This window comes from Pseudoteredinibacter isoporae (genome assembly GCF_040372805.1).
In the GTDB taxonomy this organism is placed as follows: domain Bacteria; phylum Pseudomonadota; class Gammaproteobacteria; order Pseudomonadales; family Cellvibrionaceae; genus Pseudoteredinibacter; species Pseudoteredinibacter isoporae_A.
In genome coordinates this window covers 350,811-371,534 of record NZ_BAABWJ010000004.1, presented here as the reverse complement: position 1 = coordinate 371,534, position 20,724 = coordinate 350,811, and the positions used below count along the sequence as shown (strand labels likewise).

Here is a 20,724-nt window from a genome sequence, read left to right as displayed (position 1 = left end):
TGGTCATGATGTCAGCTTTAGCGGGCATGGTAGCCTTAAGGTTGAAAAAGAATCGTTCTGTATAAATAAGTGGTGCGAAAATGTCGTGCAGTGCTTGGGGGCCTCGAAGGTAAGAGTATAAGAAGATTGGGCTATGCAAAAGGCCGTGCACTGCACGGCCTTTTGCATTGAATTCTCAATACAATTATTCTGTTTATGCTGAACACATGAGTATGCCAATGACTATCAGTAGTGTAATTTGATTCGGATGCGCTTTGGTGATTTTTGGGTGATTCTGTATAAACTATCGATCAGTATTTGAGAGTGGGGCATCCACTATGTGGATCAGGTATGGTAGCCCCTGTGATTACTTCGCTTCAATAATGAGAAAGTTCTGTAAAGCTTCTGACCACTCGATCGTTGCATTTTTTCCGGGTTCCGGAAAGTCATTTAAAATGAATGAGCGTGAAATCCCTCGTGCGAATTCCTGCCCCAAGCCCGCAACTTCAAAATTATGTTCACTGGTCATTTTCCCATTGATAAATAGCTTTAGCGTGTGATGACCGAGAGAGTAAGCCCCCCAATTCACTGTTGCGCCAAAGCCATTTTCTTCTTTCCCATCACAAATTGAGTTTGTATCAGGGCGAGTTGATCCGTAAGGGATTTCTATTAGTGGGCCGTTATCTATTTGGTATTGTACTGCGTTTACGGTAATGGGGCTTTCATAGCATGCCCACCCTCGGATGAGGTTTATGCCGCTGACTGTTTCTCCGTCTCTTGGGGATTCAAGGTTATGGTGGAGGGCGCCAGATCCTTCATATCCTTCTGTCCCCTGAACATTGACGATGGTCCTTGTAGATCGGGTTGAGGTTCGGCCGTTTACTGTGTTGATATAGTACTCAAGGTCAACATAGTTCGTTCCACGAGCCATTCCCTCGATGATGTCAGAGTAATACGTGACTTTGCCTGGGATGGCTGGGCTTATATCCGCGCATTGCTCAATTCTGGAGCCAATTAGATCGACCTCGTAGCGAACAACAGAGTGCGACACGCTCTTTTGAATTGAAGAAACACCCTCATTGCAGGCGGGGGATATCACTAGGTCTACTTTAAATGCTTGATTCTCAAATATCAGCGATGGAGATATTGTCACCGTTTGAGCCGAAGTCTCCTCTGGAATTGAAAGCATTGCGAACGCTGAGATGAGTGCTTGAGTACACATGTTTTTCATTCTGTCTTCTCTATTTCTGAACATTGATGGCTCAAAAACCCGAGCTTAGATCTGCCGGTTGCATCTATATCGTCGAGCGAAACTCATCAGTCATTGATCGAATCGAGGGATTGTAACTGAAGGGGGTATCAATAGAGGTAAAATTAGTACTTTTGGACGTCTTTAAGGCGGTTTTCAATTTGGGGGTTATTAAGTCTGTTGTTGGCTCAAGTGGGTATGCTGAGCTGCTTTCCCAAAGTGTTATGTCGGATTTGAGTTGGAGAGGGGAATCCAGCTAGAGTGGAAATAAGAGTCCCCCAATTCACCTGGAATACGGGAATTAAAAAGTGTTGCATACAAAGACATTGTTGTTTGATTGGCATTTACTTTGGGAGGTAATACTAACATTCGAAGACACCCTTCGACCCCAATGCGCTTTCATCAATGCATGCAACATAGAATGGAATGAAAACCTCCTGTCTAATGAATGTGAATACCAATGAGCGTATATGTTTCTCTTCGCAGACCACGGACGTTGTGCTGCGTTATCAATAGATAATACATAACCGATTGACTCGCCAACTTTGAAGCGCAATATGAGTCGCCAAGTTAAAATAAAATTCTGAAATGACAAAACTATTGCAAATATGGAAAGGGAAGAAGAATTAAAGGTGTCTGCTTGAATGTGAAGTAGATGCACTCCGAGGATAAGAAATGTCTCTTATTCCTCAAATATTGGAACAGGCACCACCGTGCAGTTGAAAAACGGTGATGGCCTATTTGGGGGGCATTCGGTCTTAAATTCTTGTATTTCCTTTTCTACGAGCTCGATGACTTATTATTGTCATCAATGCCCCCAATAGCAGGAGTCCCCATAGTGGAAGGGAAGGAACTCCTTGTGCACCCGCGCTCGGAGCGTTGCTGACGATTCCGAAATAGCTGACGAACATATGATAGTCAATCGGCGCAAAAATAAATGAACCCCCCGAGTCCGCGAGAAGCGGCCCGGTGTCGCCGGAGTTATGGGCTATCGACACGTAGTCGGTACCGCTATTGGCATAAACACCAATGTAGTAAAGGCCAGGTTGCAGTTGGACGCTATTGAATGTGAACTCATCCAGATTGGTATTGTTGCCACTTCTTGTCACATTGCTGTAAGAAGTACGGTTTATTCGCACAGCTGCGCCGGAGTCGACGACGTTATAAGGCGCTGTGCTCTCCCGAATGGTGTATTCATAAATCGTGGCGCTGGGTTGGGTGGAGTCGCTAAGGTTCATAGCGCGGGTAATGACGGTAGGGGCGGAAATCGAGATTTGGGTGTACAAAATAAATTGACCACTTCCTATAGACTGGTTGTTAAAGTCATCACTCGCCGCCACATTAAATCCTGTGATACGGTCTTCCAGTGTGCTTTCCTGCGCAAAAGCCTGGGTGCTTGCTTGGAGTAGGGTGAATACGACGAATGTAAAAAAAGCTTTATGGTTACATAGAATCACGAGGACTTCCCATTGTATGCGTTGTTTTATTATTCGGGTTCATGCCATTGAAGACTAATCTGTGTCTTACCAGTATTGACGGTAGTACCAAAAGTTTCCACTCAATTGGTTTGACGAAGTGATTTAGCTGCTGTTCGGTTGATACTTGCGTCGCCGTGCATTCTAGATAGCTCGCATTAATCGTTTCTGAATAAAAATAAAACAAATGAAGTTTCTGTGGGACTGTCCTGAAAGGCCCGGTTTTTGTTCCGAAAAGATGTGTCTGCTTTAGAAATTTTATTATTTTCTATACGTGGAGTTTGAATCTCAGCGTTTCTTCTTCCATAACTTTATGGTCGAGTGTCTACCTAACATTTCCCAAGGCTTTTCATTTTCTATAGAAGTGGTGCTCGTCGTGACTGTTTCAATAAAAACGGTGATGTAAGTGCGAAGAATCTTATGGTTGTTTGCCTGCTTTGTTCATTTCTCTTTTGCTCAAATTGATGCACCTGCTGGATTAATTTCCGCAGGCCTGAATCTTGGAGACGGTTTTTCATAATTTTTTCGAGTAGTGGGACTCACTCTTCATGAACAAGCGCTAACAGTGTAGATGGTGTGAAGATAGCCCACAATCGCACGGATGTGTTCGGTTGTGATTTGGATGCGTCGATTCGCGTTGATGAGGCAGGTGCGGCGCTTGGGTTTTAATTTTTTTCAGCGGGTTTTGATGAGTTTGGGCCCTAAGATTACCGCTCAATAATGGTGATGCTTGTGCGATTGGTGGGGTAGATCGTACAGGCGTTGGGAGTGACTAATAAAAGACAGTGGGTTTAGAAAGGGATTAGAGCCGCATTGTTCTAGCGGCTCTTCTTTATTCTTATCATAACGATAGGGCTTTTATCGGTAGAATCCGATTGTGCCGTGAAGCGACCTCTGGGTTACTGTGTCGTCGTGCCTAGCGCACGGTAACAATACACTTTCCTGCTTCGATATCGTGGGTCACTCGCGTGACGTAATAATGCACATCTTCCATGACTAAACTCTCTCCCCTTGATGGAACTGCTGGCATAAGAACATCTCTTAGTGCCAAGCCTGAGAGTTCCACCTCAATGGTGATAGGTATCATAGTCTTTCCTACATAAAGCTTTGTAACGTATCAAGCCTGGACCATTCGGCAAGCAGCATGGGCAGGTTCGACAAGGCGCGCATTCTACAAGAAAAAACTGTATAAAAACCAAACAATTTACACTAAATGAGGCCTAGGGCGACAAAAATGTCCATTTCCATGAGCGTGCCCAAATGGAGTGCGTTTTATCGGTGTATTTCTTTGCTTTGTGGCGCGTTTTAACCCGAATTTGGCTCGTTCTACCAAGGCTCAATTGGCAGGCAAAACTTGCTAGAATAACGTGACATGCTTGACGGCTGGAGTCTGAAACTCGGCTGAAAACCCAAAACCAATAACATGCGATAAATAGCCTGATGATTACATTTACCCTGAACCAACAAGCGCAAGCGGTTGACGCCGAGGCAGATATGCCATTGCTTTGGGCGCTGCGCGATATTCTGCAAATGACCGGCACCAAGTACGGCTGCGGGAAGGGCCTTTGTGGTGCTTGTACCGTACACCTTGATGGTACGCCCATTCGTTCCTGTCTCACGCCTTTGTCGATGGTGGCGGGTAAATCCATTACCACTATCGAGGGTTTATCTAAGGATGGCAGCCATCCCGTCCAGGAAGCCTGGAAGGATATTGATGTGCCTCAGTGTGGCTATTGCCAGCCCGGACAAATGATGAGTGCGGCGGCTTTACTGGCGTACAACGCGATGCCCAATGATGAGGATATCGACAATGCCATGAGCGGAAACATTTGCCGCTGCGGGACCTATCCTCGCATTAAGGAAGCCATCAAGAGGGCTGCCAAAGCCGGACAGGAGGAGACAGCATGAGCAAACAATCCCTACAGGGTATCCATCAGCTGAATCGACGTCAGTTTTTGCAGGCAAGCGGTGTTGCGGCAGGTTCTGGACTGCTGCTTGGTGCTCCTTTGACGCAGGCCGCCCCCAAAGCGGTGCCTATGGATTTGATCAGTGGTGCAAAAACGAGTAACGACGACTTTTTGCGGTTGAATCTATTTGTTGAGCTCGCGCTCGATGGCACGGTAAGAATTGTGTGTCACCGTTCTGAAATGGGGCAGGGCATTCGCACTGGCTTGCCTCAAGTGTTAGCGGACGAGATGGGGGCCGACTGGAATAAAGTTCAGGTGGTTCAAGGGCAGGCCAATACGGAATATGGTTCCCAAAATACTGACGGCTCTCGCAGTGTGCGTAACTTCTATTTGCCCATGCGTAAAATGGGGGCGGCCGCGCGGGAAATGCTGCGGCAAGCCGCGGCTAAAAAGTGGGGTGTGAATGTTGAAAGTATTTCCGTCGATCGGCATCAATTGAGCGATGGAAAGCAAACCGCCAGCTTCGCTGAAATGGCGAGTCTGGCGGCCCAGGAAGCGTTGCCTAAGCTTGATAGCCTAAAACTGAAATCGAAAAAAGAATTTAACTATATTGGCAAGCCCATTTCAGGCGTTGATGTGCCTGATTTTATTCAGGGCAAGGCGACTTTTGGTGTGGATGTTCAATTGCCAGATATGGTTCACGCCAGTATTGAACGCAGTCCGGTGTTGGGTGGCAAGCTGCTATCACTTGATGCCAAGGACGCTCTCGCGGTATCCGGTGTGCTCGCCGTTGAAAAAATTCAAGGCAAACCATTGCCTGCCGCGTTTAATGCCGTTGAAGGCGTCGCTGTCATTGCAACAAACACCTGGGCTGCACAGCAGGGGCGAAAAAAGCTTAAATTACAGTGGGATTTAGGTGCAAACAAAACGCACAGCAGCAAAACGTATGATCAAACCCTGGCGAACAGCCATCAACAAAATGAAGGCAGTCTGAATGTATTCCAGCAGGGTGACGTTAACGCAGCGTTCGCCAAAGCGGATCATGTGGTTGAGGCGAGCTATCATGTACCGTACCTGGCTCATGCCTCTATGGAGCCTCCTGCGGCCAGTGCCATATACCAAGATGGGCGTTGCGAAGTGTGGGCTTGTACCCAAACGCCACAATCGGCGCAGCGTCAGATTGCTGCCAGCTTGGGCATCAAGCTGGAGCAGGTGACTGTGCATGTGACGTATCTTGGTGGTGGTTTTGGGCGTAAGTCGAAACCGGACTTTGTCGCCGAAGCGGCGTTGTTGGCCAAGCAATTGGGCAAGCCCGTTAAAGTGACATGGAGCCGCGAAGACGATATTCGCCATGATTATCTGCATGCGGTTTGTGACACTCAGCTGAAAACCGCCGTGGACAAAAACGGAGCGATTACGGCCTGGCAGGGCAGCACGGCTTTTCCATCCATTGGCGCGACGTTTGGGCCTGCCGACAGCATGGCCGCTTGGGAATTGGATCAAGGCTTCCACGATTTTCCTTTTGAGGTGCCGAACGTTGAGCTGAAACGTCGTAAGGTGAATGCGCACATGCGAATTGGCTGGCTTCGTTCCGTGATCAATATTCCCATGGCGTTTGCGAATGGCAGTGTGATGGGAGAGATGGCGGCAGCCGCCAAAATGGACGCTAAAGATTTCTGGCTGAAATCTCTCGGTTCCGATCGCAATATTAAGCCGCGCGTAGACAGTTACAGCAATTATGGGAACAAGATTGGGGAGTATCCCTACGAGACTGCACGCGCAAAAGCGGTCATTGAGCGGGTGTGTAAACATGCCCACTGGGATGCGCCAAGGGAAAAAGGCATCGGTTTGGGTCTGGCTTATCATTACAGCTTTCTTGCCCACGTGGCGGTTGTCGCGAAAGTGGCTTGGGATGGCAGCACGCCCAAGCTGCTGGCTTTGTACAGCGTTATCGACGCTGGGCAGGTGGTGAATCCGGATCGCGTGAAATCTCAAATGGAGGGCGCCATGATCTTCGGCACCAGCATTGCGATGTACAGTGAAATTACCACGCTTGATGGCCAGGTGGAGCAGGGGAATTTTGATGGTTATCGTTTGACCCGAATGAATGAAAGCCCGGATATTCACATCGACATAGTCGAGGCGGATGATGCGCCGCGTGGTGTTGGTGAGCCCGGTGTGCCACCTGTGGCTCCGGCCATTGTCAATGCCATTGCCAATGCTGGAGGCCCCAGAATTCGCCGTTTACCCGTCGCGAAAACCCTTGGGGTATAAAAAGCCGCAATCAGCCGCTTCCTCAATTGATTTGGCCCTTGGCCGATGGTAAAGTTTGCGCCCGAATTTAGCCCGCCAAAAAGCGGGCTTTTTCGTGCTGAACATACTTCTACAATGGGTGCGATCGGTCTCGAATCTGCCCGAATTAATTCATGTGGCCTTTGGTAGGGGTCACCACTGATTAGGATTTTATAAAATGCCTGTAATTACACTTCCCGATGGTTCCAAACGCGAATTCGACAAACCTGTAAGCATTTACGAGGTTGCGGCTGATATCGGCCCTGGCCTGGCGAAAGCGACACTGGGCGGCCGAGTGAACGGCCAACGTATGGATGCTTGCGACATTATTGAAGACGACGCCGAGCTCACCATCTTTACCACCCGCGACGACGACGGTATCGAAATCATTCGCCACTCCTGTGCGCACTTGCTGGGACACGCGATCAAGCAGTTGTATCCTGACGCAAAGATGGCGATTGGTCCCACCATCGAACATGGTTTTTACTACGATATCGATCTGGAACACCCTCTCACCGAGGAAGATGTACAGGCCATTGAAAAGCGTATGTTGGAACTCGCGAAAACCAACTACACCGTTGTGAAAAAGAAAGTCAGCTGGCAAGAAGCCCGCGACACTTTTGAACAGCGTGGCGAGCCCTACAAAATGGCCATTCTGGATGACGACATTGCAAAAGATGATCGCCCAGGCCTCTATCACCACGAAGAATACATCGACATGTGCCGTGGTCCGCACGTGCCGAACATGAGCTTCTGTCACCACTTTAAACTGATGCGCACATCCGGCGCATACTGGCGTGGTGATTCTGACAATAAAATGCTGCAGCGCATCTACGGCATCGCTTTTGCGGATAAGAAAGCTCTGAAAGCGCATTTGCGCTTTTTGGAAGAAGCGGTTAAGCGTGATCACCGCAAGCTGGGTAAGAAGTTCGACCTGTTCCACTTGCAGGAAGAAGCGCCGGGTATGGTGTTTTGGCACCCGAAAGGCTGGTCAATTTATACCGCTGTTGAAGAGTACATGCGTAAGGTTCAGCGCGACAATGGCTACCAGGAGATCAAGACGCCGCAAGTCGTTGATCGCAGCCTGTGGGAGCGTTCTGGCCACTGGGATAAATTCCACGACGATATGTTCACGGTGAAATCCGAAGATAAAGATTTCGCGATCAAACCCATGAACTGCCCTTGCCACGTGCAGGTGTTTAATCAGGGCTTGAAGAGCCACAAAGACCTGCCTTTGCGTCTGGCCGAATTTGGTTCCTGTCACCGGAATGAGGCCTCGGGTTCGCTTCAGGGCATTATGCGTGTGCGCGGCTTTGTGCAGGATGATGCTCACATCTTCTGTGAAGAAAGCGCCATCCAGGATGAAGTATCGACCTTTACCGACTTGCTGTACTCCGTGTACGCGGATTTTGGCTTCTCCGACGTGATCATCCGCCTGTCCACCCGTCCTGAAAAGCGCGTGGGAACTGATGAAGACTGGGATCGTGCCGAAAAAGCATTGGCGGATGCCCTGAATGCCAAAGGCCTGGCGTTTGAATACCTGCCAGGTGAGGGGGCGTTCTACGGCCCGAAAATTGAATTCTCCCTGAAAGACTGCCTGGGACGTATCTGGCAGTGCGGCACCATGCAGGTGGATTTCTCCATGCCAGGCCGCCTGGATGCCCAATATGTCGCCGAAGATGGCTCTCGCCAGGTGCCGGTGATGCTACACCGCGCGATTTTGGGGTCATTCGAGCGTTTTATCGGTATTTTGATCGAACATTACGAGGGAGCGTTCCCGACTTGGCTGGCGCCAGAACAGGTCGCAATCCTCAATATTACCGATAATCAGTCCGAATATTGCCAAAAAGTAGAGAAAACCTTGTGTGACAAGGGCTTCCGGGCTAAATCGGACTTGAGAAATGAGAAGATCGGCTTTAAAATCCGCGAGCACACGATTCAGAAGACCCCTTATCTCGTGGTAATCGGAGATAAAGAGGTGGAATCGCAAGCAGTGGCCGTGCGTACACGCAGCGGCGAAGACCTCGGCAGCATGAGCCTTGAGGCCTTTATTGAACTGCTTGAACAAGATGTGGCGCAACGCAGCCGAGCTGCTTCCTGAAGTTTCCGCTAGAGCGGTGCTAAGCTGGGAAGTGCCTCGGCATTTGCGCTTGAGGGGCCAAAACTCGTCCTAGAGGGGAGGGCTGGCTCATATTGAGGAGAAAAGAGCAATTAAAAGAGATAATGCAAAAGGCCGTAGCAAAAAGGCCAACATCAATGATGCCATCGTAGCGGACAAGGTTCGTCTGATTGGTGCGGATGGAGAGCAAGCGGGTATTGTTGCGCTGGAAGAAGCGTTACAGGTCGCGCGCTCAGCAAGTCTGGATCTGGTACAGATCGCAGGTGATTCCGATCCTGTTGTTTGTAAGGTGATGGACTACGGTAAACATCTCTTTGACATAAAGAAGACCAAGGCCGCTGCCAAGAAGAAGCAAAAGCAGCAGCAGGTTAAAGAAATGAAATTTCGTCCGGGAACGGATATTGGTGATTACAACATTAAGTTGCGTAACATCACCCGTTTCCTCGAAGCAGGGGACAAGGTCAAGATTTCTTTACGATATCGTGGCCGGGAAATGGCTCACCAGGAGTTAGGTATGGAGATGTTAGGCCGTATCGAAACAGACCTGGAAGAGATCGCGATTGTCGAGCAGCGTCCGAAAATGGAAGGACGTCAGCTGTTGATGATCATTGCCCCGAAAAAGAAGAAGTGATCGGGCTTTTAGCTGCCTTCTCACTCTAAATTAACCATCAAATACATCTGGAGTTATTCTGATGCCAAAAGCTAAAGTACACAGTGGCGCTGCCAAGCGCTTCAAAAAGACGGCTGCGGGCTATAAGCACAAGCACGCTAACAAAAGCCACATCCTGACCAAGATGACCACTAAGCGTAAGCGTCAACTGCGTGGTACCAACATCCTGCATGAAGATAATGTAGGTCTGGTAGATCGCATGATGCGTGCCAAGTAAGCAACACTGGGTTATCAATTTTTTAAGAGGATAGGATTATGGCACGTGTAAAACGTGGTGTGGTGGCGCGTCGCAGTCACAAGAAAGTTTTAAAACAAGCTAAAGGTTACTACGGAGCGCGTTCACGCATCTTCCGCGTAGCTAAGCAAGCGGTTATCAAAGCCGGTCAATACGCTTATCGCGACCGTCGCGTTAAAAAGCGTAACTTCCGTGCTCTGTGGATCACTCGTATCAATGCGCAATCTCGCAATGAAGGTTTGAGCTACAGCCGTTTGATCGCTGGTTTGAAAAAAGCCAACATTGAGTTGGACCGTCGCGTACTGGCTGACCTGGCCGTTCACGACAAGCCTGCTTTTGCGGCCATCGTTGAAAAAGCCAAAGCTGCTCTCGCTTAAGCACAACGATGAAAACATCCTTCGGGATGTTGCCTAGAAAGATGCGAAAAGGGGAGAGGCCGAAGGCTTCTCCTTTTTTTTTAGCTTCTGCCCCGCAGGTGAATGGTTCGCGTATCGCAAATCAAGATAGCCTAAACAAGAAGTGACAGCGAATTACCAAAGTGTTTTGCAAAAACAGATCAGCATGATCGACAGAGCGAGCCATTAAGGTGAGTTCAAACACGTTTTGCAAAGCACTTTGGTAATTTGCTTGATGGGCCAGCGGCGCTTTTATTGACATAAACCGTGTCGATCGAAAAGCGATGTTCGGGCTCACGACAAAACAACGTTAATGACATTCAACATTGGAGACACCAATGGAAAATCTTGAAGCGCTAAAACAACAAGCGCTTGAACTCGTAGCAAATGCCGAAGACATGGCGGCACTGGATGCCGTGCGCGTCGATTACTTGGGTAAAAAAGGTCAGATTACGGCCTTGCTCAAAGGCCTTGGTAAGTTGAGCGCCGAAGAGCGTCCTGCAGCCGGTGCTGAAATCAACAAAGCCAAGCAAGAAGTTCAGGATCAGATTACGGCTAAAAAAACGGCCTTTGAACAAGCCGCGATTAACGCAAAGCTGGCCGAAGAAACCGTGGATGTTACCTTGCCGGGCCGTCGTGACGAGCAGGGTGGTCTGCACCCGGTTACCCGCACAATGCAGCGTATTGAAGAGTTGTTTACAGTGGCGGGCTATAGCGTAGAACAAGGCCCCGAAGTGGAAGATGACTACCACAACTTTGCAGCACTGAATATTCCAGATCACCATCCGGCACGTGCCATGCACGACACCTTTTATGTGGATGCCAGCCACGTGCTGCGTACTCACACCTCGCCGGTTCAGGTGCGCACCATGGAAAATCAGGAGCCGCCTATTCGTATCATTTGTCCAGGCCGTGTATACCGCTGCGATTCGGATTTAACCCATACTCCAATGTTTCACCAGGTAGAAGGTCTGGTGGTCGACAAAAATATCAGCTTTGCGGATCTCAAAGGCACCATGGTGCAATTCCTGCGTGCATTCTTTGAAGCGGATGTCGATGTGCGTTTCCGTCCCTCTTACTTCCCGTTTACTGAACCGTCGGCTGAAATGGATATCCAGTGTACCGGCTGCGGTGGCGAAGGCTGTCGCATCTGCAGCAAAACCGGCTGGCTGGAAGTGGGCGGTTGCGGCATGGTGCACCCGAACGTATTTGAAATGAGCGGCATCGATACCGAAGTGTATTCCGGTTTTGCGTTTGGCATGGGCGTCGATCGCCTGGCCATGTTGCGCTACGGCATCAACGATTTGCGCATGATGTTTGAAAACGATCTGAAATTCCTCAAGCAGTTTTAACTCTGCAGAAAAGATCGAACAACAACGACACAGAATTGAATTGGAAGAAAACACATCATGAAAGTATCTGAAAGCTGGTTGCGCGAATGGGTAAGCCCCAATATCAGTACAGAAGAATTGGTCGAGCAGCTCACCATGGCTGGCCTCGAGGTTGACGCTGTTGAAGCCGCGGCAGGCACCTTCAGCAAAGTGGTTGTCGGCGAAATTGTTTCCATCGAACAACATCCTGATGCCGACAAATTGCGTGTTTGTCAGGTTGCCGGTGGCGACGAAGAACTCACTCAAGTGGTTTGCGGTGCGCCGAACGCCCGAGCCGGCATTAAAATTCCGTTTGCGTTGGTGGGAGCAAAACTCCCCGGTGATTTTAAAATCAAAAAAGCCAAGCTGCGCGGTGTTGAATCCAAGGGCATGTTGTGTGCCGAAACCGAACTGCAGTGCGGCGAAGACGATTCCGGTATCTGGGAATTGCCAAGCGATGCGCCTGTGGGAAGCTGCTTGCGCGAGTATCTGAACTTGGATGATCACATCATCGAAGTGGATCTCACACCAAACCGCAGCGATTGTTTAAGCATGCAAGGTATTGCTCGCGACGTGGGCGTATTAAACCGTGCACCGGTAACGCCGCCACAAATGCCTATTGTAGAAGCGGACACCAAAGAAACCTTGGATGTGTCTCTGGAGGCCAAAGGTGCCTGCTCGCGTTACCTGGGGCGCGTTATCCGTGGTGTGGATTTATCTCAAGCAAGCCCATTGTGGATGCAGGAAAAACTGCGCCGCGCTGGCTTGCGTTCTATTGATGCTGTCGTGGATGTGACCAACTACGTTTTGTTGGAGCTGGGTCAACCACTGCATGCCTTCGATATGAATAAGTTGAAGGGCAGCATTCGTGTTCGTCCATCTACCGCTGGTGAAAAGCTGACTCTGCTGGATGGCCAGGAAGTTGAGTTGAAAGACGATACCCTGTTGATCTGCGACAGCAACGGCCCCGTGGCTATGGCAGGTATTATGGGTGGCGAATCCACCGCGGTCAGTAAAGAAACCACCGATGTGTTTCTTGAGTGTGCTTACTTCGATCCTATTGCAATCGCCGGTCGTGCTCGCAGCTATGGCTTGCATACAGATGCTTCACACCGCTATGAGCGTGGAGTGGATTATCAGCTGCAGGAAAAGGCCATAGAGCGCGCCACAGAGCTATTGGTCGCCGCTGTAGGCGGTAAAGTTGGCCCCACTCATGTGACTGAGCTGGCGGATCAGGTGCCGGCCGAGCGTAAGGTTGAATTACGCCGCCACAAAATCGAATCTGGCTTGGGCTTCTCCATGGCTGATGAAGAGGTGGTTGATATCCTGACTCGACTGGGTCTGCATTTGGTCGAAAACACCGACAGCGGCTGGGTCTTCAGCGTACCCAGCTATCGCTTTGATATCGCTATTGAAGCAGACCTGCTGGAAGAGCTGGCTCGTGTCTACGGGTATAACCGTCTGCCGACCACCAGCCTGGAAGCTGAAATTACCATCCTGCCGCGTAATGAAAGCAAAGTGGGTTTGCCGGCGCTGCGTCAGCAACTGGTGGCCCAAGGCTTCCAGGAAGCTATTTGCTACAGCTTTATTGATAGTGAGTTGCAAAAGGTATTTAACCCAGAGCAGGCCCCCATTGAACTGAAAAACCCAATCAGCGCCGATATGGCGGTTATGCGTACTTCATTATGGCCGGGGCTAGTACAAGCCTTGCAGCATAACCTGAAGCGTCAGCAGAGCCGTGCCAAGCTGTTTGAAACCGGCTTGAGCTTCCATTCATTGGAAAAGCAGGTGCCGATGCTGGCTGGACTTATGTATGGTGACCGCTTGCCAGAAGGTTGGAGCGCGAAATCCGAAGCTATGGATTTCTACGACATGAAGGGCGTGGTAGAAGGTTTGCTGGACATCACCTCTCAAAGCTTCCGTTTTGTGGCCGCCGAGCACTCTGCGCTGCACCCAGGGCAGTGTGCTGCTATTGAGCTGGATGGTGAGGTTGTGGGCTACCTTGGTGCCTTGCACCCGCAAATTCAGCAGGAATTGGGCATTAATCAATCCGTTTATCTGTTTGAGATCGAGCAGGCGGCCTTGTCTGAAGCGTGCTTGCCAGCCTTTACGCCGCTCTCTAAATTCCCTGAAGTTCGACGTGACCTGGCCCTGCTAGTGGCACGTGAAACAACGGCCGATGCATTGCTTGCCGGGGTGCGAGCAGCAGCGGGTGAAGAGCTTGTAGACTTAAAGGTCTTTGACGTATATACCGGCAAAGGCATTGATGCAGAAAGAAAAAGTGTTGCATTGGGCTTGACGTATCAGCATCCATCACGCACTCTTACGGAGGAAGAAATCAATTCCTCGGTAGATGCGGTGGTCAAGCGTCTTGAGGAAGAACTGGGTGCCAGCTTAAGGTAAACCATCAGCCAGATCGGCTGATTCAGTGCTTTAGGTGTGGCAATAAGTTTCAGGAAGGAGCTTTGTCTCAACCATGTCAGCACTGACCAAAGCCGATTTGGCCGAGAAGCTGTACGAAGAACTTGGCTTCAACAAGCGTGAAGCCAAAGAGCTTGTCGAGCTGTTTTTTGAAGAAATTCGCGCCGCGCTGGAGTCTAATGAGCAGGTTAAGCTCTCAGGCTTTGGTAATTTTGAGCTGCGTGATAAAAGCCAACGTCCTGGCCGCAATCCTAAAACCGGAGAAGAGATCCCGATCACGGCACGCCGTGTAGTGACTTTTCGCCCTGGGCAAAAACTCAAGGCACGTGTAGAAGCTTATGCTGGAACCGACGAATAATGACGAACTGCCGGAGATCCCCGGTAAGCGCTATTTTACCATTGGCGAGGTAAGCGAGCTGTGCGCAGTAAAGCCCCATGTACTGCGCTACTGGGAACAGGAATTCCCACAGCTAAAACCGGTAAAACGCCGCGGTAACCGCCGTTATTACCAACGCCAAGACGTATTGACCATACGCCAAATTAGGGCACTGCTGTACGAACAGGGCTTTACCATTGGTGGTGCTCGCCTGAAAATGAACAGCGAGCCGGAAGAGGGCGATGACAAGCAGGAATTCCAAGCCCTGGTTCGTCAAATGATCAACGAATTGGAAGAGCTATTGGACACCCTGAAGGTCTAAATCTTCTCAATTGACAGTCAGCTCCAAAAACCGGGTTTCTCCCGGTTTTTTTATGCCTGTTGTCTAAGGATTGGGCGAATAAAGCGCAGAGAAAAAATGGGCAGAAAAGAGCGAAAATATGCCTGAGACAAGGCCTCAAAAAGCCAAAATTCGCTTGCAATCAAAGGCTTATCGGGTATCATAGCCGCCTCTCCCAATTCGGGAGATTCCAATAAAGCTTGCTGCAGCATTCCTCGAATCACGCAACAAACTTTATCTCTATCGGGGCGTAGCGCAGTCTGGTAGCGCACTACACTGGGGGTGTAGTGGTCGTAGGTTCAAATCCTGCCGTCCCGACCATTTTTTCTTTTAAAATCAATAGGTTGAAAAATTATCCGTTTGGTTTGACCGGTTCTAAAGTTAGTTTAAGTCCATATTAAGTCCATTTATTCGGTAGCCGGTTTGGCTAGTGGTAAATTCCGACACTTAATTAAGAGTTGTTGGCTGGTGTTAAGTTGCGTTTTTACAGGCTCTACACTTCTTTATTGGTTCAAATAATCAGAGTTTTTTAAAAAAGGACTATGTAGTTTAGGTTGATCATTTGATATGAATCACTTTAATTCCAAGGCGCTAGCTATGTTGGTTTTAAATTCAGCCAAATGAGTGTTAATCTGATTGTTTAGTCAATTGGCTTTCAGCCTAGAGTTTGGGTTTAAATGGATTTAATCAATCTCAGCGATCAAGCAGCCTTTTCAAGGCCTTCCCTGATAATTTATCTCTCCGATTAAATTCCATCTCTTAATGCCTTTGGTAGATCACCATATTATTAATGGCAATTCGTGGGCTAATTTACTTATAAATAATGCTCTCAGCTTAAAGCTGATAATTATCTATATCCAAAGTGAAGTGGGAATATGAATCAAATTACAACGGTTAAGATGGACTTAGTCATAGATACTGACGAATATGCAGTTGATATGAAAGCCGGACTAGATACTATGCAGGGTGTTTCAGACGCAATGAGGATTGCTGCTGAAACAGTTTTATCGGGGAAAACTCCAACTAGGAATACTAGTAAGGGACGTGTAAGAACCAAGCTTAGAAGAACTTTTGATGGCTCGTATGGGCAAGAGTTCCATTTAGAGATATATGACCAGGATATGAGGAAATCACTGCGAAGGATTGGTCGTGCCGCATTTATAGAGTTGATTACTTATGTGGTCAATGAGGCAATATATCAAGAGACTGCGGAGCTATCTGAAAAAGCAAAGACGCAGTTAGATAGGATAGGAAATGTTACTGGCACTGTTGTTAGGCGCCTTCAAGGTTCGATTTTGAAAAATATTCATCAGGTGTCACGCCAGCTAGGATATGGAGTTACGATCAGACACCGTACAAGCAGGTTGGAAAGACCATCTGTTGTTAAATTCGACTCCGAAACTGCAAAGGTGATGGACGCTAAGGTTTCAGGGGAAAAGGTTGAGTTAGAAATGGGTGTCACAAGGCTTAATATCCACACTGGAAATGGTCGGCTTCAAATTAAAGGACACGGTGAGACTGTCGCTTTCGGCTTTCAGGGTAGGTATAGAAATATTGCAATTAATGCGAAAAAGGTGTTCTCGGAAAATCTAAATAAGAATAATGGATTAGAAGATACAGACTGGGAGTACTTAAGAGTTGGAGCGCTGCCGATGAAGTTGGCAGATGGGACAGTCGTTAAATACTTCGTGACAGAACTTTATGAAATCTAAGCTATATGTAGCTATTGCCGCGTTGCTTATATGCATTGTGGTAACAGCCTACTTCCTACAATTCTATGTTTTTCTAGGGTATGAGTTGTCTGACAAGACTGAAGATTGGGCCCAGTTGGGAGACTATTTTGGAGGAATTCTCAATCCAGTCTTGAGTTTTATCTCTATTGTACTCCTAATTCGTTCGTTAAGTTTGCAAAATGACGCAAATCTTAGCTTAAGAGCAGAATTGAAAAGCAGTGAGCGAGTAGAAAAAGTTAGGATATTCGAAAGTATGTTCTTTAATATGATCGATTTTCAGAAAAAAACATTTGATTGCTTTAAGGTTCGCGCAAAAGGTAGAGTCCTGAGTGGTAGTGAGGCATTTATATGCTTGGAGAGTACGATAGAGAAGATTATCGATGTTTACGGTGTAAAAGGTGCGAGTAAAGCAAAAAGATTGATTGATCGTATTGATACTGAAGATACATTTTTTGGGGTGGTGAGAGCTTTTTCTGCTGCTACAAAAATGATTGATTCTAAGCTAAGCGATGAAAACGGGTTTACATATGAAGATAGAAAGGAGCGTTACTTAACTTTAGTTAATTTCACAGAGTTTACGCAGGTAAGAATGATTCTTATGGGAGTTCAGTTTTTAGATAGTGTCCCGTCAAAAAGAATCGGTGAGCTTTCTGAGTTTTGGCGCGCAGTTGAAGAGATTGGTCTAGAAAAGAATCCATATTGACACGATAGAGTAAACCGATAATTAAATTTTCCAAAGGGAGTTGTGTTTTGATTATAGATCGACTAGTTATTAAGAATTTTAAATCATATAAAGGCGTACATGAGTTTAGATTTAACAAAAAGACCAATATATTGGTGGGTAATAACGAAGTTGGTAAATCTACCATTTTAGAGGCTATCCATATAGCCTTGACTGGTGTTTTTAGAGGGAAATACTTGAAAAATGATCTCTCATCGTACCTCTTTAATCGTGAAGTGGAGCTGGATTATTTAGAGTCGCTGGGTTCCGGTTTGGTGGCGCCTTCCCCTGATATATTATTTGAGTTGTATTTCCTAGATGACGAATCTGTAGATGTGACCAGATTCAAGGGTGACGGAAACTCAAAGTCCCTTTCTGCTTCAGGTGTTTCTTTACGTATTCACCTAGATGAAAACTACAGTGATCTATACCAGGAATTGGTTGAAAAAAAGCTTCTGATTTAAAATCGATTCCTATTGAATATTACACAATAACAAGAAAGAGTTTTTCTAGAAAGCCAATAGTTAACCAGGTGATTCCTCTCAAGTCAGCATATTTAGATTCATCGAATGGAAGATTTGTTAATGGCTCTGATGCGTATGTTTCTCGTGTAATTGGAGACTACCTGTCTGATTCGGAAAAGGTTGATGTGGCTCAGGCTTATCGAGAAATGAGAGTTTCATTTGGGGAAGACGATTCTGTTAAGGCAATAAACAAAGCAATTGGTAAGTCGAATTTTGTTGAAGGTAAAAATATTTCGATATCTGTGGCTGCCCCATCCCAAAGCTCATGGGAGTCAAGTTTGACAGCATATCTAGATGGAGTGCCTTTCAATTTTATTGGTCAGGGGGAGCAGAGCATTATTAAAGTTTCATTGGCAATGAGCGAAAAGAAAACAAAAAATGCGAATGTTGCCCTTATAGAGGAGCCAGAAAACCATTTGTCACACTCTAAGCTAAATGAGCTTTTGCTGAAAGTTGACTCAGGGTTGGAAGGAAAACAAGTTTTTATTACTACGCATAGTAGCTTTGTAGCCAACAAATTAGGCTTGGATAATCTTATTTTGTTGGGTGGGGAGGGTGTAACTACATTTTCGGATTTGAGTCCTGATACGCAAGAGTTTTTTAGAAAGCTACCTGGGTATGATGTCCTAAGAATGATACTTTGCAAATCCGTAGTTTTGGTTGAAGGTGATTGCGATGAGTTGATTTTTCAAAAAGCTTATATGGATAGGAATGATGGAAGACTTCCTATCGAAGATGGGATTGAAGTGATTTCAGTTGGTACATCATTTCTTAGGTTTCTAGAGATATCTGAAAAAATAAAAATACCTACAATCGTAATTACAGATAATGATGGTGATGTTGAAGCCTTGCGGAAAAAGTACAAATGTTACTTGGGGAATGATAAGAAAGATAATATAGAGGTCTTTTATCAAGATGCGGTTGTTGATTACTCAGGGAGTCTGGAGTCTTACAATAATAACACCTTAGAGCCTGAAATGCTCAGAGCTAATGGTATTGATATCATGAATTTAGTTTTAGATAGTAAAACCAAATATGATAAAGATGACGATATTCTGAGTTATATGAAAAACAATAAGACTAAATGTGCTTTAAGAGTTTTTGACTATAATGGCCCAATAAGTTATCCAGACTATATTAATAAGGCGGTAGCATACTATGACTAGGAACGCTCTTTTGTTCTCTGCCGCTGGTTCTGGAAAAACAAACTATATAGTCGAAGATTGTCGTAAAAATCCCTGTTTGCAAGTGTTGATAACAACTTATACCGAGGCGAACCGCGATGAGATTAAGGGTAGGTTTGGGCTAATTCCTAAGCATGTTACTGTGCAAACATGGTTTTCATTTTTACTTGAACATTGTGTAAGGCCATTTCAAGGTAGATTATACAGTGGGGATATCAAGGGGATGGTTCTAGTTAATAAAAGATCAGGTATAAAGTACCTTGGCAAAGTCAGGCCAGTTTACCACCGAAAGGCTGATCCGAAACGCTATTACTTTGATTCCGAGGGGCGAATTTATTCGGATAAAATTTCAGAGTTCAGTTTTGAGGCTAATAAGAAAACAGCTGGTGAGGTTATGAAGCGATTGGCCGTGCTTTACCCTAGAATTTATGTTGATGAGGTTCAAGATCTGGCAGGATATGATTTGGAGTTGTTAAAGTTAATGGTAAAAGAGGGTATACAACTCTGCTTGGTCGGAGACCCTCGTCAAGTTACGTATGTGACGCATAACTCAAGGAAAAACGGACATTATAAGAATGGAAAGATAGATCAATATATCATCGATAAGTTTAGCAAAAAATGGAATTATCAAGTTGATACATCAACTCTTTCTAAGTCACATCGATGCAGTGAAAAAATCTGCTGCCTTTCATCTCGTCTCTACCCAAATCTTGAGGCTGCAAAACCTTGTGATTGTGAAGATTGTTTAAAGTCTAAAGCTGGGGTTGCAAGTAGCTTATACTTGGTTGACCCAAAAGATGTCGATTGCTTTCTGGAGAAATATGAGGCAGTTCAACTAGTATGGAATAGAAATAGATCGGTTTCTGACTTATCCTCCTGCCTAACGTTTGGAGCTTCAAAAGGCATGAGTTTCGATAGTGTCCTTATATATCCGACTAAGGAAATGCAAAATTGGTTGTTCAACATTGATACCGAATTAACGGATAGTACCCGTTCTAAATTTTATGTGGCCATTACTAGAGCAAGATTCAATGTAGGATTTGTTGTCGACAATAACCCCTTGTTAGACCTGCTTCCAAGTCTGAAGTCACAAGTGAGTCGAGCCGGGTTCTATCTCGAAAAAATGTATCCATCCGAGGACTGTGCAGCAGCTGCCAATTTTAGAGGGATTTTAGTGAACAGCTTAGGGCTCACCGAGACATATGCACAGGCTGTTATTTCAGGGCGCGAATGTTGGAATCAAAACCTTGTTGACTATCAGAGTTTGATGAGTCCGGAGTATGATCGGGGAAAGAGGCTGTCTATCTTTAAGCCTGGCTGAGATTCACAAAACTGAAGTCCTTTAAATAGCAACAAAAGCAAATTTTGTAATAAGAAGGCAGTTCTGGTTCGTACACTTATTGACAGAACTCCAAGGGCGGCGCATTCGCGCCACCAGTGGCAAAACCAGTGTTATTGAGTGGGCTGTTTGAAAATTCGGGTATGAAGTGGACAGTCCATTGTCTAACTCGGGTCTTGATTAACTTTTGGCCAGCGAAGAGTAGGCCAAATATTCTGTTTGTTATTTCGCCATATTTATTGGGTGTATCTTTGGCGACTTGGTAGGCCCTTAAGGGTTGTTCTGCGCGTTTGCAGTTTGGGCCGCCGCTTAATTCTACAAAGCTTTGCCAGTCGCCGTCATCTGCTGCTTGAATGATTTGATCAAGTAAGTGCGAGTTAATGGTGCTTAAAGCC

17 protein-coding genes and 1 tRNA gene are annotated in these 20,724 nt (G+C 46.7%); 16 read left to right on the top strand and 2 right to left on the bottom strand.

All coding sequences use genetic code 11. The features are described from left to right. Positions 1 to 346: 346 nt before the first annotated feature. Both ABWW03_RS11310 and ABWW03_RS11305 read right to left on the bottom strand, forming a co-directional pair. A complete protein-coding gene (locus ABWW03_RS11310; protein WP_353408414.1) occupies positions 347 to 1,210 on the bottom strand; it encodes a hypothetical protein in 864 nt (287 codons plus the stop codon). Between the two features lie 776 nt (positions 1,211 to 1,986). Then, positions 1,987 to 2,685 carry a hypothetical protein gene (locus ABWW03_RS11305; protein WP_353408412.1) on the bottom strand — a complete coding sequence of 233 codons (699 nt, stop codon included), beginning with the start codon at positions 2,683 to 2,685 and terminating at the stop codon, positions 1,987 to 1,989. A gap of 1,458 nt (positions 2,686 to 4,143) precedes the next feature. On the opposite strand from ABWW03_RS11305, the gene ABWW03_RS11300 reads away from it, so the two are divergent. The 16 genes from ABWW03_RS11300 (at position 4,144) to ABWW03_RS11225 (ending at position 20,311) form a co-directional block, all read left to right on the top strand. Then, positions 4,144 to 4,611: a (2Fe-2S)-binding protein gene (locus ABWW03_RS11300; protein WP_353408410.1), complete on the top strand. Its 468-nt coding sequence runs from the start codon at positions 4,144 to 4,146 to the stop codon at positions 4,609 to 4,611. Beyond that, positions 4,608 to 6,884: a xanthine dehydrogenase family protein molybdopterin-binding subunit gene (locus ABWW03_RS11295; protein ID WP_353408409.1), complete on the top strand. Its 2,277-nt coding sequence runs from the start codon at positions 4,608 to 4,610 to the stop codon at positions 6,882 to 6,884. Before ABWW03_RS11300 ends, ABWW03_RS11295 begins: the two co-directional genes overlap by 4 nt. Before the next feature lie 196 nt (positions 6,885 to 7,080). Further along, on the top strand, positions 7,081 to 9,003 hold the full coding sequence (gene thrS, locus ABWW03_RS11290; RefSeq protein WP_353408407.1) for a threonine--tRNA ligase: 1,923 nt from the start codon (positions 7,081 to 7,083) through the stop codon (positions 9,001 to 9,003). 82 nt (positions 9,004 to 9,085) lie between these two features. Then, positions 9,086 to 9,652 (top strand): translation initiation factor IF-3, encoded by a 567-nt coding sequence (gene infC / locus ABWW03_RS11285; protein ID WP_435372756.1) that lies wholly within the window; start codon positions 9,086 to 9,088, stop codon positions 9,650 to 9,652. 61 nt (positions 9,653 to 9,713) lie between these two features. Continuing rightward, on the top strand, positions 9,714 to 9,908 hold the full coding sequence (gene rpmI / locus ABWW03_RS11280; protein WP_166844586.1) for a 50S ribosomal protein L35: 195 nt from the start codon (positions 9,714 to 9,716) through the stop codon (positions 9,906 to 9,908). A gap of 38 nt (positions 9,909 to 9,946) precedes the next feature. After that, positions 9,947 to 10,303 (top strand): 50S ribosomal protein L20, encoded by a 357-nt coding sequence (gene rplT, locus ABWW03_RS11275; RefSeq protein ID WP_166844588.1) that lies wholly within the window; start codon positions 9,947 to 9,949, stop codon positions 10,301 to 10,303. Between the two features lie 356 nt (positions 10,304 to 10,659). Then, positions 10,660 to 11,673 carry a phenylalanine--tRNA ligase subunit alpha gene (gene pheS / locus ABWW03_RS11270; protein WP_353408405.1) on the top strand — a complete coding sequence of 338 codons (1,014 nt, stop codon included), beginning with the start codon at positions 10,660 to 10,662 and terminating at the stop codon, positions 11,671 to 11,673. Between the two features lie 57 nt (positions 11,674 to 11,730). Further along, positions 11,731 to 14,094 (top strand): phenylalanine--tRNA ligase subunit beta, encoded by a 2,364-nt coding sequence (gene pheT, locus ABWW03_RS11265; RefSeq protein WP_353408403.1) that lies wholly within the window; start codon positions 11,731 to 11,733, stop codon positions 14,092 to 14,094. A gap of 73 nt (positions 14,095 to 14,167) precedes the next feature. Continuing rightward, the gene (gene ihfA / locus ABWW03_RS11260; protein ID WP_166844594.1) at positions 14,168 to 14,470 is read left to right on the top strand and encodes an integration host factor subunit alpha; all 303 of its coding nucleotides are present in this window, start codon (positions 14,168 to 14,170) and stop codon (positions 14,468 to 14,470) included. Beyond that, positions 14,451 to 14,810: a MerR family transcriptional regulator gene (locus ABWW03_RS11255; RefSeq protein ID WP_353408401.1), complete on the top strand. Its 360-nt coding sequence runs from the start codon at positions 14,451 to 14,453 to the stop codon at positions 14,808 to 14,810. The genes ihfA and ABWW03_RS11255 overlap by 20 nt, the downstream gene beginning before the upstream one ends. Positions 14,811 to 15,072: 262 nt before the next feature. Further along, positions 15,073 to 15,149, top strand: a tRNA-Pro gene (locus ABWW03_RS11250). Between the two features lie 554 nt (positions 15,150 to 15,703). Next, the gene (locus ABWW03_RS11245) at positions 15,704 to 16,540 is read left to right on the top strand and encodes a hypothetical protein (protein WP_353408399.1); all 837 of its coding nucleotides are present in this window, start codon (positions 15,704 to 15,706) and stop codon (positions 16,538 to 16,540) included. Beyond that, positions 16,530 to 17,264 carry a hypothetical protein gene (locus ABWW03_RS11240; RefSeq protein WP_353408397.1) on the top strand — a complete coding sequence of 245 codons (735 nt, stop codon included), beginning with the start codon at positions 16,530 to 16,532 and terminating at the stop codon, positions 17,262 to 17,264. Before ABWW03_RS11245 ends, ABWW03_RS11240 begins: the two co-directional genes overlap by 11 nt. Before the next feature lie 47 nt (positions 17,265 to 17,311). Further along, positions 17,312 to 17,746: an AAA family ATPase gene (locus ABWW03_RS11235; RefSeq protein WP_353408395.1), complete on the top strand. Its 435-nt coding sequence runs from the start codon at positions 17,312 to 17,314 to the stop codon at positions 17,744 to 17,746. A 68-nt stretch (positions 17,747 to 17,814) separates the two neighbouring features. Then, positions 17,815 to 18,972, top strand: coding sequence for an ATP-dependent nuclease (locus tag ABWW03_RS11230; RefSeq protein ID WP_353408393.1), 1,158 nt, complete (start codon positions 17,815 to 17,817; stop codon positions 18,970 to 18,972). After that, positions 18,965 to 20,311: a UvrD-helicase domain-containing protein gene (locus ABWW03_RS11225; RefSeq protein ID WP_353408391.1), complete on the top strand. Its 1,347-nt coding sequence runs from the start codon at positions 18,965 to 18,967 to the stop codon at positions 20,309 to 20,311. The genes ABWW03_RS11230 and ABWW03_RS11225 overlap by 8 nt, the downstream gene beginning before the upstream one ends. Positions 20,312 to 20,724 lie beyond the last annotated feature (413 nt).